The sequence below is a fragment of the Novosphingobium sp. LASN5T genome, assembly GCF_003856955.1.
Taxonomy (GTDB): Bacteria; Pseudomonadota; Alphaproteobacteria; order Sphingomonadales; family Sphingomonadaceae; genus Novosphingobium.
The window spans coordinates 1-13,006 of record NZ_RQSI01000046.1 but is presented as its reverse complement, the minus strand read 5'-3'; the positions used below and the strand labels follow the sequence as shown (position 1 = coordinate 13,006).

At 63.1% G+C, this 13,006-nt stretch carries 7 protein-coding genes and 1 pseudogene; 5 read left to right on the top strand and 3 right to left on the bottom strand.

What is annotated here, in order from left to right:
- Positions 1-717: 717 nt before the first annotated feature.
- The 5 genes from EH199_RS20225 (at position 718) to EH199_RS20205 (ending at position 7,402) form a co-directional block, all read left to right on the top strand.
- Positions 718-1,080, top strand: coding sequence for a hypothetical protein (locus tag EH199_RS20225; RefSeq protein ID WP_124810950.1), 363 nt, complete (start codon positions 718-720; stop codon positions 1,078-1,080).
- Between the two features lie 352 nt (positions 1,081-1,432).
- A complete protein-coding gene (locus tag EH199_RS20220) occupies positions 1,433-2,665 on the top strand; it encodes a TolC family protein (RefSeq protein WP_124810949.1) in 1,233 nt (410 codons plus the stop codon).
- Between the two features lie 41 nt (positions 2,666-2,706).
- Entirely contained in the window at positions 2,707-3,894 is a 1,188-nt protein-coding gene (locus tag EH199_RS20215) for an efflux RND transporter periplasmic adaptor subunit (protein WP_370449704.1), read from the top strand.
- Positions 3,891-7,022 carry an efflux RND transporter permease subunit gene (locus tag EH199_RS20210; protein ID WP_124810947.1) on the top strand — a complete coding sequence of 1,044 codons (3,132 nt, stop codon included), beginning with the start codon at positions 3,891-3,893 and terminating at the stop codon, positions 7,020-7,022. The genes EH199_RS20215 and EH199_RS20210 overlap by 4 nt, the downstream gene beginning before the upstream one ends.
- The gene (locus EH199_RS20205) at positions 7,019-7,402 is read left to right on the top strand and encodes a copper-binding protein (RefSeq protein WP_124810946.1); all 384 of its coding nucleotides are present in this window, start codon (positions 7,019-7,021) and stop codon (positions 7,400-7,402) included. The genes EH199_RS20210 and EH199_RS20205 overlap by 4 nt, the downstream gene beginning before the upstream one ends.
- A 571-nt stretch (positions 7,403-7,973) precedes the next feature.
- On the opposite strand, the gene EH199_RS20200 is transcribed toward EH199_RS20205, so the two are convergent.
- From EH199_RS20200 to EH199_RS20190, 3 genes and pseudogenes are all read right to left on the bottom strand, one after another.
- Positions 7,974-10,427 (bottom strand): heavy metal translocating P-type ATPase, encoded by a 2,454-nt coding sequence (locus EH199_RS20200; RefSeq protein ID WP_124810945.1) that lies wholly within the window; start codon positions 10,425-10,427, stop codon positions 7,974-7,976.
- Entirely contained in the window at positions 10,420-10,767 is a 348-nt protein-coding gene (locus EH199_RS20195; RefSeq protein WP_124810944.1) for a DUF190 domain-containing protein, read from the bottom strand. Before EH199_RS20195 ends, EH199_RS20200 begins: the two co-directional genes overlap by 8 nt.
- A gap of 11 nt (positions 10,768-10,778) precedes the next feature.
- Positions 10,779-12,884, bottom strand: a pseudogene (locus tag EH199_RS20190) (efflux RND transporter permease subunit); the annotation flags it as partial.
- Between the last annotated feature and the right edge of the window lie 122 nt (positions 12,885-13,006).

Genomic DNA, 13,006 nt, shown 5'->3' with positions numbered 1-13,006 from the left:
TTCGTCGAAATCTCAGACGATTATTTATTAGTGGATATCGAAGATGTTTGGGGCAGGCAGACAGACGAATTGCCGGGACGCTCAATCCACGGTCGAGGCTCTTGTCAATTCGAGCCGACCGCGCGTGGCCGTCACCCTTCCGTGAGGCAACATCCGTGACCTTAAAATACGGAGAAGGACCGCCGAAAATTTGATGAACTTCGACACAGTCGACCTGCGCTCCATCGGCCTTGCCTAGGGACCCGACCAATCCGCCCGCATCTATACAAACGATCTTTCCACGCCTGAAGATTGCATGCCCAAAGCCTTATGCAACAAGCGGCATGCTTTCAAAAACAATGACTCACCAGACTGACAGCTACTGCGGCTTGGCCAACCTATTACAGGGACACAGGACTAAAAAAGGCGGCAAACCGTGTTGCCGTGATCCGCTGGGCTGCTGCGGCGGCAAACCAGGCCGTTGTTGATGCCAAGCACCTCGCCCGTGGTCCCTGGTTCATACAACCAGCAGGTGGTGTTGCAGGGTGCTGCGCAACGGCAGACTACCCGGCCATAACGGCCAATCCCAAGCGCGAGCGAACTGTCGGAATTGATGATTATTCCTGCAGCGTGTTGCGCGATACGTTTTAATCATGGACATAACAGCATGCAGGAATGCCCCGTCATTGGTAATTTTTGCTTCCCACGCTGTGCTGTTCCTGCCAGACAGGACATAACGTGGATCGTCGGCTCGCCTTCCTGCTTCTTATTGGAGCAATCCTTGGCCTTCTGGGGCAGGAATCAGCTTTCGCGCAGATGACCCTCAAACCGGTACAATCCGAAACGACCCAAATGGACCCCGACTGCGCCAAAGCAATGGGGATTACCGTTCAGCCATCATCGGATGACCAACCCTGCCAAGGGATGACCCCGGAATGCATCGCAAAAATGGGTTGCACCGTGCCCTTGGCTTTACTCCCCGGCATAGTTGTTGATGACGTTCAGGCCCTGACGCTTTTCCAACCTGTAGTGTCCCCTGTCGCGGCACTATGGGGACGTACGGTTCCGCCCGAGCCTGAGCCTCCCGCGCATATCGGCTGATCGCTGAGCGGGCTATGTCGGCTTTGCCGACTCCTTAGCTGCTGCCAATCGGACCGAAGGATCCACGTCAATCCGCGCCCGCGATGCATCCACTTGGGGCCTCCCCTCAACGTGGCTTACGCGAAATGGATATCCGACTGGCGCCACCCAAAAACCTGGTGAGCCGGCTGCCGCATGACTGTGACAGGACCGGATCGCCGCAGGCAGGTTGAGCAATTGCCTGGCCCATAACGATAAGACACGACGGCCGGGCACGTGGCGCCGGTGAAGTTCCCTCGCTTCACCGGCGCCCGATCCGCCAAAGCCAACCTGTCGCAATCGGCCTCGCAGGTGCAAACCGGAAGACAATTGCATGCGTATACTATTCCTAGCACCGGCCTTGGCCACTGCGCTGCCTTGTACGGCAGGTGCGGAACCACTGACTTTCGAAGCCGCGCTCGAACGAGCGGCAAACGCAGCACCTGCGCTCAAGGCCAGTGAGGCCAGCGTCCGCGCATCGCGCGCTCGTGCGATTGCTGCCGGCCAGCTTCCTGATCCCACCTTGTCCGTTGGCATCGATAATTTTCCGATTTCGGGCCCGCCAGCCTTTCGTCCGCGGGATGAAAGCATGACCACCGCACGGATCGGCGTCGAACAAGCATTCCCCAACCCGGCCAAGCGGCGCGCGGAGCAAACCCGCGCGCGGGCTGCGATCGGCGCGGCGGAAGCAGGACAAGCGGTCACGGCGCAAGACGTCCGCCTGGAAACGGCGCTTGCCTGGATCGATCTTTACTACGCCAGGCGCCGCCTTGGCCAATTGCAGCACCTTGATGTCAGCCTCGGCGATTTACAGGCTACGGTTTCGGCGCGGCTTGCCTCGGGCTCCGCCCGGCCAAGCCAGGCCTATGAACCCGAGCAGTTGCGCGCAGCCGTAAGCGACCGGCGAGCACAGCTTGAAGCCGAGGTGGTCAAGGCGCAGGCCCGGCTCGCGCGCCTGACCGGCGATCCCAATGTGGATGTAAGCGGCGATCCGCCTTTGCTTGCGGTCGATCGCGAACGGCTGAGGAGCGGTATTGGTGCAACGCCGCGCTTGACCGCTCTCGATGCAGATGTCGCTGCCGCCGAGGCAGAGACCGATCTTGCCCGCGCAGCAAAGCGGCCAGACTGGCGGGTCAGCACCAGCTATGGTCGGCGCGATCCGGCCTATGGCGACATGGTTTCCGTCGGCGTCAGTATCGATCTGCCGCTGTTCTCGCGCAAACGGCAAGATCCGCTGATAGCAGCCCGCGAAGCCGAGGCGGACCGGGCACGGTTCAGCCGCACTTCGGGCGAACGCGATCTGAATGCGGGGCTCACGTCCGATCTTGCCGATTATGACATGCATCGCCGGCAACTCGACAACGCCAGGGCTACACTCGTGCCGCTCGCCAAGCGGCGGGCCGAGCTGGATATGGCGAGTTATGCCGCAGGCAAGCTCGATCTCGGCAGCGCGCTCCTCTCGAGCCTCGCTCTTGCCGAAGCTGAAGTCGATGTACTCGCCCGCGAAGCTGATGTCGCGCGCGACGCGGTCCGGATCAATTACACATACATGGAGGTGCGGCCATGAACTGGCACGCGAAGCAGACCGCGCGTTGGGGCGCAGGCATCTTGGCGATCGCCCTGGCGGCAGGCGCGGGCGGGTATTGGCTCGGTCATAGCAGCAGTCCCGGTACCGTGACGGGCGCCGGATCGGAGCGCAAGATCCTTTACTGGTACGATCCGATGGTACCCGCCGAGCACTACGACAACCCCAATTCACTGTCGTCGATGGGGATGAAAACCATCCCAAAATATGCCGACGAAGGGGCTGCAACCGCCACGGCCCCGGGGGTCAGCATCGACCCGGCTGTCCGGCAGAGCCTTGGCCTGCGTGTGGTCACGGCGGAGATTGGCACACTGCCTTCATCGGTCACGGTCACCGGCACGATCGACTTCAACCAGCGCAATGTCGCCATCATCCAGGCGCGCTCGGGCGGTTTTATCACCCGTGTCTATGGCAGGGCGCCGGGCGACGTGATCGGTGTGGGCGCGCCTATTGCGGACCTGCAATTGCCCGAATGGGGCGGCGCGCAGGGCGAGTATCTCGCGGTCCGCCGCCTTGGCCGCCCCGACCTTACCGAGGCGGCACGCCAGCGGCTGAGATTACTGGGCATGCCCGAGCAGCTCATCGCGCAAGTCGAGCGCAGCGGGAGAACGAGCGGTGTCCTCACCATCACGTCGCCAATCGGCGGGGTCATCCAGACGCTGGATGCACGGCAGGGCGTGACGCTCGTGGCAGGCCAGACCCTTGCACAGGTCAACGGGATCGGCACGGTCTGGGTCAATGCCGCCGTGCCGCAGGCGCAGGCGGGCCTTGTCCGGGTCGGGCAGCGCGCAAACGTGACGCTGGCCGCGCTTCCCGGTCAAAGCCTCGCGGGCCGCGTGATTGCGATCCTGCCGACAGCGCAGGTAGATAGCCGGACTATCACGGTGCGGATCGAGCTGGCCAACCGCGGCGGCATGCTGCGCCCCGGCATGTTCGCCACCGTGGTGCTCGGCGACGAAGGCCACCCCGGACTGCTGGTGCCGAGCGAAGCGGTCATCCGCACCGGCGCGCGCAATCTCGTCATTCTTGCCCTTGCCGACGGACGCTATCGGCCAGCGGAGGTCCGGCTTGGCCGCGAGGACGGCGGCAAGACCGAAATCCTTGCCGGGCTTGCGCCAGGCGAGAAGGTGGCGGCCTCGGGGCAGTTCCTGCTTGATTCCGAAGCGAGCCTGAGCGGGATTCCGGCACGGCCGATCGGAGATGTGCGATGATCGCTGCGATCATCCGTGCCTCTGTCCGCTCGCGCAATCTGGTGCTTGTTGTGGCAGCAGTGCTGAGTGTTTTCGGTTTTTACGCGGTCCGGACGACGCCGGTCGATGCCTTGCCCGATCTCTCCGATGTGCAGGTCATCATTCGCACCAGCTATCCCGGTCAGGCGCCGCAGATCGTCGAAAACCAGGTTACCTACCCGATCGCCTCGACCATGCTGTCGGTGCCCGGTGCGCGCGTCGTGCGCGGCTATTCGTTCACCGGCGACAGCTTTGTCTACGTCCTGTTTGACGACGGCACCGACCTTTATTGGGCGCGCAGCCGCGTTCTTGAGTATCTGAGCCAGGTGCAAGGCCGTCTGCCTGAGGGGGCCAAGCCCGCTCTGGGGCCCGACGCCACGGGGGTGGGCTGGATCTTTGAATATGCGCTGGTTGACCGGTCGGGCGGCCATGACCTTGCCCAGCTCAGAAGCTTGCAGGATTGGTTCCTGCGCTATGAGTTGAAGACTGTGCCGGGGGTGGCCGAGGTCGCCAGCATCGGCGGCATGGTCAAGCAGTACCAGGTGATCGTCGATCCGCAGAAGCTGGCGGCTTATGCGGTTACCACCGAACAGGTCACCGAGGCGCTCAAGCGCGCCAATCAGGAGACTGGCGGGTCCAGCGTGGAAATGGCCGGCGCCGAATATACGGTTCGTGCCAGCGGCTATCTCAAGACGCTCGACGATTTCCGTGCGGTTCCGCTGCGCGCCGATGGAGGCGTTCCTGTGACGCTGGGCGATGTCGCGACGGTCCAGATTGGCCCGGAAATGCGCCGCGGCATTGCTGAATTGAACGGGGACGGCGAAGTGGCTGGCGGAGTCATCGTCATGCGCCAGGGCCAGAACGCCCGCGCGGTCATCGACGGGGTCAAGGCCAAGCTCGATGAACTGAAAAGAAGCTTGCCGCCGGGCGTCGAGATAGTGCCGACCTACGACCGCTCGGGGTTGATCGACCGGGCAGTGGAGAACCTCGGACACAAGCTCCTCGAAGAGTTCGTCATCGTCGCGCTCGTCTGCGCATTGTTCCTCTGGCACGCCCGCTCGGCGCTCGTCGCGATCCTGACGCTTCCGCTCGGCATCCTGATTGCCTTCATCGTCATGCGGTTGCAGGGCCTCAACGCGAATATCCTCTCGCTCGGCGGCATCGCCATCGCCATCGGGGCGATGGTAGATGGGGCGGTCGTGATGATCGAGAATGCACACAAGCACCTCGAACGCTGGCAGCACGAGCATCCCGATAGCGAACTGGACACGGCGACGCGGTGGCACCTGGTCACGCAGGCTGCGGCCGAGGTAGGCCCGGCGCTGTTTCTCAGCCTCTTGATCATTACCTTCTCCTTCCTGCCGATCTTCACGCTTCAGGGACAGGAAGGACGGCTGTTTTCGCCGCTCGCCTTTACCAAGACCTATGCCATGGCGGCCGCGGCGCTGCTCTCGATCACGCTCATTCCGGTGCTGATGGGGCTCCTGATCCGGGGACGCATACCCAGCGAGGAGGCCAATCCGATCAATCGCTGGCTCACGCGGATTTACCGTCCGGCGATTGACTGGGTGCTCGTTCACCCCAAGCGCACGCTCGTGATCGCAGCCCTGATCTTCGCGACCACCTTGTGGCCGATGTCGCGGATTGGCGGAGAGTTCCTGCCGCAGATGAACGAAGGCGACCTGCTCTACATGCCGTCGGCGCTGCCGGGGATTTCGCCGGCCGAGGCCGGGCGGCTGCTTCAGCAGACCGATCGGCTGATCAAGACCGTGCCTGAAGTTCAGAGCGTATTCGGTAAATCCGGACGCGCCGAGAGCGCAACCGATCCTGCCCCGCTGGAGATGTTCGAGACGACCATCCGCTTCAAGCCACGAGAGCAATGGCGATCCGGCATGACCCCCGAGAAGTTGGTCGAGGAGCTCGATGCGCGGGTCAAGGTGCCGGGCCTTGCCAACTTCTGGATCCCTCCGATCCGCAATCGCATCGACATGCTGGCGACCGGGATCAAGAGCCCGGTCGGGATCAAGGTCGCCGGTTCGAACCTCGCCGAGATCGATCGCACTGCAAGGCAGATCGAGCAGGTCGTCCGGACGGTGCCGGGTGTCGCCTCGGCGCTGGCCGAGCGGCTGACCGGAGGGCGCTACATCGACGTCACGGTCGATCGCGCCGCCTCAGCCCGCTACGGGCTCAATGTGGCCGATGTCCAGTCGGTGGTGTCGGGCGCGATTGGCGGCGAAACGGTTGGGCAGACAGTCGAAGGGCTGGCGCGCTACCCGATCCAGGTCCGCTACCCCCGCGAAATCCGCGACAGTCCGGACAAACTGGCAAGCCTGCCGGTGCTGACCCCTGCCGGCCAGCAAATCACTCTCGGCAGTGTCGCCCGGATCGATATCAGCGAGGGGCCGCCCATGCTTCGCAGCGAGAACGGCAGACCTGTGACCTGGATCTATGTCGATGGCCGGGGCAGCGACATGCAGACCATGGTGGGCGACATCCAGCGCGTCATTACCGCAAAGGTCAAGCTGCCCCCCGGCGTCAGCGTTTCCTATACTGGTCAGTACGAGTTTCTCGTCCGCGCCAAAGAGCGGATGAAGCTGGTGATCCCGGTGACGCTCGCGATCATTCTGGGGCTTTTGTTCCTGACTTTCCGGCGCTGGGATGAAGCACTGTTGATCATGGGCACCTTGCCCTTTGCCCTCACTGGCGGCCTGTGGTTGCTCTATTGGCTCGGCTACAACCAGTCGGTGGCGACCGCTGTGGGGTTCATCGCGCTCGCGGGCGTCGCGGCAGAGTTCGGGGTCGTCATGCTGATTTACCTCAAGCACGCGCTGGAGGCGCGCAGCGATGACGACGTAGTGGCGGCGGTCCGCGATGGCGCTGCGATGCGCGTCCGGCCCAAAGCCATGACAGTCGCGGTGATCCTCGCGGGCCTGCTCCCCGTCCTGGCAGGTGGCGGAGCAGGTTCGGAAGTGATGAGCCGGATCGCGGCACCGATGGTCGGCGGCATGCTGACGGCGCCCCTCCTGTCGATGCTGATCATCCCTGCGGCCTACCTACTGATGCGCCGACGCTCCCAATTTCGCAATCAACCCGAAGGAGAAGCACTATGAAGTCAGGCTTGATCATCACCTCCAGTCTCGCACTGTTGGCCTCGCTAACCGCTTGCAACAAACAACCCGAGGCGTCGAGTGCCACGACTGCGCCAGCGAGCAGCAAGAGTACCCCAAAAAGCACTGGTGATGCAGATGCGGTTGTTCACGGTGCCAGCACCGGAACGATCACCGCAGTCGATCTCGCCAAAGGGACAATCACGCTCGACCATAAGAAAATTCCGGCTCTACAATGGTCGGCAATGAAAATGGGCTTCTCCGCCAATCCGGAAGTCCTCCAAGGATTTAAGGTGGGAGATCACGTATCGTTTGAAGTCGATTGGGACGGCAAGCAAGGCACACTCACGAAATTGCGCAAGGGTAGTGCAGATTGCTGTTGAAAAGGGTTTTAACGCCAGCATGCGATCTGGGGCCAAGCCCAACGGGTCGCATGCCACCCTTAGAATTTGACCGGTAGCGATGCCCCGACTTCTTAGCAAAGCCCTTGCCGGCTCTCTCCTGATGCCAGTTCGGGTTAGAATTAAGTTGAGACTTCAAGACTATTCGCGAATTTCTCGAAATTCGACCTCGATCCGTGCAATCTCTTCGGATGTGATGCCGTGCAGTCTTGCCTGATAAGATGATATCAGCGTTCGATGGCGCACCGGTGGATGCCAGGACGCATCCCCTTCGACAGGCTTGGTCCCATCTTTCCTGAACGCCGTCACGTGAAGATGACTTCCCCCTGGCAGAAAACCGAAGCCCCGCCGACGGGCAAATCCGCCCACGGTCACCCCATCCTTTGCCGCGTGAGCATAGACCGAACGGATTTCGACCCGCGAGTTGGCTTTCGCGGTAAGCGGCGCTGGGACAGGTGGAAGTGTCGCACATCCTCCTGCCAGAAATATAGCGGCTCCAAGTGGCAGGCCGCGAAATCTCCATCTTCCGTTGGTCATTTTGTCACCTCCTTCATTAGCTGCTGGCCGTGCGATCACGGTAGGCAAGCAATCGCAGGGCGTTGAACACGACGATCAGCGTTGAACCTTCGTGCATGGCAACCGCCGGCCCGATCCCCAGACCCAGAATAGTCGCCGGTACGAGCAGCGCCACGACTCCAAGGCTGACGAACACGTTCTGACGAATGATGCGGCGCGTTTGACGGGACAGTCCCACCGCGAACGGCAGGTGCGACAGGTCGTCGGCCATCAGCGCGACGTCGGCGGTTTCAAGCGCGACGTCCGAGCCTGCCGCGCCCATCGCGATACTGACCGTCGCGCTGGCCATCGCCGGGGCATCATTGACCCCGTCGCCCACCATTGCGACCTGTGCTTCGCTGCGCAGCTTGCGGATGGCGGTGACTTTGTCCTCGGGCATAAGGTCGCCCCAGGCCTCGTCGAGCCCGACCTGGCGCGCAACCGCATCTGCCACGCGCTGGTGGTCACCCGAGAGCATGACCATGCGCCGGATGCCGAGTTGCCGCAGGCGATCAAGCGCATCGCGAGCGGCTTCGCGGGGCGTGTCGAGCAGGCCGATCGCACCGAGGTCGGTATCGCCGCGCCGCACAACCATCGTTGTGTACCCTCCGGCACGCAGTTTCTCGATCGCGGCAGCCATCGGGGCGGACAAGGGGTCGATCCCCTCGGCGCCGAACATCTCAGCCTTGCCGATCAGCACCCGTTCACTACCCACTTCGGCGGTCACGCCGCGCCCGGTCAGACTCTCAATGTTGATCGCCTCGGGAATCGAACGATCGCCAATATGGTCCCTTCCATCACGGGCTATCGCCTGCGCGAGCGGATGGTCGCTCTGGCTCTCGACCGCAATCGCGACCGCTATCAGGTCCTCCTTGTCGATGCCAGGCGCGGCCACGATCTCCTGGATACGCGGCGCGCCCTTGGTCAGAGTGCCAGTCTTGTCGAATGCGATCGCATTCAGTGAACCAAGCAGTTCGAGCGGCGCGCCGCCCTTGATCAGGACACCGCCGCGCGCGGCGCGAGCCACGCCGGAAAGCACCGCGCTGGGCGTCGCGATAGCGAGCGCACAGGGGCTGGCCGCGACAAGCACCGCCATTGCGCGGTAGAAGCTCGCGCGAAACGGCTCGTCGATCACCACCCAGGCAAAAAGCAGAAGGACGGTGAGTCCGAGCACGGTCGGCACGAAGTAGCGTTCGAACTTGTCGGTGAAGCGCTGGGTCGGCGATTTCTGCGTCTCGGCCTCGCTGACCAGCTTGATGACTTTGGCGAGCGTGGACTCGCTGGCGAGCTTGGTGACTTCGATCTCGAGCGCACCGCTGCCGTTGATCGTTCCAGCAAAAACCCGATAGGCGGACTCGAGCCGGTCGGGATTGGCGCGCGCGGCATCGTCGTCCATCACTGCCCGCTTGTCGACCGGCATGCTCTCACCGGTCACCGGGGCCTGGTTGACCGCGCTCGAGCCCTTGACGACAAAGCCGTCGGCCGGAATGCGCTCGTCAGGTTTCACGGCGAGGACGTCGCCGAGCGCGAGTTCCTCCACCCGCACCTCGCGCGTCGATCCGTCGCTCTGGCGCACCATCGCTGTGCGAGGGGCTAGCTTCGACAGCGCCTCGATGGCGCGTTTCGCCCGACCCATCGCATAGTGTTCAAGGGCGTGACCAAGGCTGAACAGGAACAGCAGCAGTGCGCCTTCCGCCCATGCGCCAAGCGCGGCGGCGCCGGCGGCTGCGACCAGCATCAGCGTGTCGATCTCGAACCGCCGGGCCTTCAGGTTCTCGAACGCTTCGCGCAGCGTGAAGAAGCCGCCGAGTCCATAGGCGACAATGTAGCAACCCAGTGGAATCCAACCAGGCGCATCGCCGAGCTTCTCGATGGCGAAGCCGATCGCGAGCACGAGACCACAGCCGAGCGCGAAGACCAGTTCGGTCCACGAACCGAAAATTCCGCCGTGGCCATGGTCATGCTCGCCGGGGCCGTGGTCATGTCTGGCGTGATCCTCTTCGTCCGCGGTCTTCTGTCGCAGGCCCAGCTTCTCCAAAGCCACCAGGACTGCCGGTTCGTCGATCTGATTCCGGTCGAACTCGACCCGCACGAAACCCGCCGGGCTGACCCCGGCTTCGAGCACGCCAGAAATCTTGCCGAGTTGTTCGCCGATCCTGCTTGCTTCTCGCGGGCGGATGGTCACGCCAAGCTCCCATCCGACATGGCCAAAACGCGCCGAAATATCCGCGCCCGCAGCCTCGATGACCGAGCGCACCTGGGGCAGTGACAGCGCACCCGGGTTGAAGTGAACGCACAGCACCGGCGTGTCGCCGTTGGACTTTGCGATGTGTGCATCATCGACGCCGTCGCGCGCCTTCAGCACTGCCAGCAGGCGCTCGACGCAGCGATCAGCCGCGTCGTGTACGTCGGGCAGGACCAGCGGAACGTCGAATTTGACCTTCTCAACCATGAGCGCCCTCTCCACTATCGCAATCCCCGAGCCCGCTCAGGATTTCAACCGCTTCAAGGGTGACGAGACCGATGCCCGAAACTCCGGTCAGTTCGGCAGCGAAGCTGCGCAAGTTGTCTTCACCGTCAACAATTTCGATGACGAGGGCGCGGTCGTTCTCGATCACGTGTTTTCGGTGCAGATGTGTTGAATGTCCGAAGCCCATGAGGGCTTCGAGCACGGTTGCCCCGGCGAGCTTACGCTCCCGGGCGAGCGCGGTGACGTATTCGAACACCTTGCGATCACCGACATAGGCGCTCTCGTCAGTGTAGACGCGAAGCAGTCTCGCGGCCTTGTTCATGTCCATCTCCTTCACTGCGCCGCCGCCGGCGTGGGCGTGACGTCATCCAATTTATCATTCGAGAGGCCTTCCTTCGGACCCAGGACAACCCGGGCAATCGCCGGAAGGACCAGCAGGGTAAGGAGGGTCGCAGCGATCAGACCGCCGATGACGGTCATTGCCAGCGGCTTTTGCACCTCGGCGCCGGTGCCATGCGCCAGCGCCATCGGTACGAAGCCGATTGCGGGAACGAACCCGGTCATGATGACGGCGCGCATCTTGTCGATCATGCCGGCCCGAATGGCCTCGACCAGAACCACGCCCTCGTCGAGCCGCTCGCGGATAGCGGTCATGACGACGAGACCGTTGAGCACGGCAACGCCCGCCAGACAGATGAACCCGACCGCTGCGGACACCGAGAACGCGATTCCGGTCACCGCCAGGGTGAAGACACCGCCGGCAAGGCCGAGCGGCACCGCAAGGAAGACCGCGGAGGCCCGCCGCAGAGTCCCGAGAGCCAGGAACAGCAGCACGAAGATCGCCGCGAAGCACAACGGAACGACGATCGACAGACGGTCGGCCGCGGCTTGCAGGTTCTGGAACTGGCCGCCCCATTCGAGATAATAGCCGGCAGGCAGCTTGACCTTCGCAACCTTGGCCTGCGCCTCGGCCACGAATGAGCCCGCATCGCGCCCCTGAAGGTTAGCCTGGATCACGACGCGGCGCTTGCCGTTCTCGCGGGTGATCTGGTTGAGCCCTTCGGTGAAGCGAATCTGAGCGACCTGCGACAGCGGGACCGAACGGCGCGCCTGGCCCTCCTGCGCAGGCAGCATGACCGGGAGCGCCATGACCTCGTCAAGGCTTGCCCGCGTGGTGTTGGGCACCCGGACGGCAATCTCGAACCGGCGGTCGCCTTCGAACAGCAGTCCAGACTCGCGCCCGCCCATCGCGGCGGCAACGGTGTCGGCCACTTCTTCAACGCTGAGACCGTAGCGCGCGATCGCCGCGCGGTCGAAGCGGACGTCGAGCGTTGGTGCGCCGCCTGTCTGGTCGGCCTTGACGCTCGATGCGCCAGGGATCGACTGGAGCACTCGAACGATCTCGTCCGCCGACTGCGCCATCTTGTCGAGGTCGTCACCATAGAGCTTGATCGCGACATCGCCGCGCACCCCGGCGATCAGTTCGTTAAAGCGCAGCTGGATAGGCTGGCTGACTTCGTAAAGCTGACCAAGGCGTCCGTTGGCCGCCTTCTCGACACGCTCGACCACATCTTCCTTGCTGTCCACGCCATCAGGCCACTGGTCCTGCGGCTTAAGGATCACGAACCCGTCCGAGATGTTCTGGGGCATGGGATCGGTGGCAACCTCCGCAGTACCGGTCTTCGAGAACATGAGATGCACTTCGGGGAGCTTCGTTACCGCGTTCTCGACGCCGCGCTGCATTGCGAGCGACTGTTCAATGCTGACCGAAGGCACGCGGGTCGAGGCCAGCGCCAGGTTCTTCTCGTCGAGCTGAGGAATGAACTCGGACCCCAGCAGAGCGAAAGCGGGTATGGCCGCCACGAAGAAGGCAAGGCCTGCCCCGATGAAGCGCCACGGACGCTCCAGCGCACGGTCTAGCAGCGGCAGGTAGCGCTGCTTGGTCCGGGCGATCAGCCAGACTTCCTTTTCGGCGACCTCGCCGCGGATCAGGAGCGCAACCAGCGCCGGGACCAGCGTTATGGCGAGGATGAACGCCGCCACCAGCGCCAGCATGATAGTGATTGCCATCGGCGAGAAGGTCTTGCCCTCGACACCCGTGAACATCAGCAGGGGCGCGAAGGCAAGGAGGATAATCGCCTGCCCGAACACCGTCGGTTTGATCATCTCCTGGCTGGCGCGCATCGTCACTTCGAGCCGTTCGCGCAAAGACAAGACGCGGCCTTCATGGGCCTGACGGTGCGCGAGCCGGGCCAGGCAATTCTCGATGATGATCACCGCGCCATCGACGATCAGCCCGAAGTCGAGCGCGCCGAGGCTCATCAGGTTGCCGGGGACGCCGAAGATATTCATCCCTGTCGCCATCATCAGGAACGAAAAGGGAATGACGAGTACCGCAATGATCGCCGCGCGCCAGTTCCCGAGCAAAAGGAACGGCTCTGTTGCAAAGATTGGCGGCAGTCAGAGGTAGGCTGTCGCTCTGCGCCGATCAGGCGGCTGCTGCGAAATGGTGGTTGAGCATGCCCATGGCCTCCGTCAGCGCCGAGGGCCCAATGCCAAAA

Coding starts and splice junctions, on each gene's coding strand:
- EH199_RS20205 (WP_124810946.1), top strand. CDS start 7,019: ATGAAGTCAGGCTTGATCATCACCTCCAGTCTCGCACTGTTGGCCTCG.
- EH199_RS20220 (WP_124810949.1), top strand. CDS start 1,433: ATGCGTATACTATTCCTAGCACCGGCCTTGGCCACTGCGCTGCCTTGT.
- EH199_RS20195 (WP_124810944.1), bottom strand. CDS start 10,767: ATGAACAAGGCCGCGAGACTGCTTCGCGTCTACACTGACGAGAGCGCC.
- EH199_RS20210 (WP_124810947.1), top strand. CDS start 3,891: ATGATCGCTGCGATCATCCGTGCCTCTGTCCGCTCGCGCAATCTGGTG.
- EH199_RS20200 (WP_124810945.1), bottom strand. CDS start 10,427: ATGGTTGAGAAGGTCAAATTCGACGTTCCGCTGGTCCTGCCCGACGTA.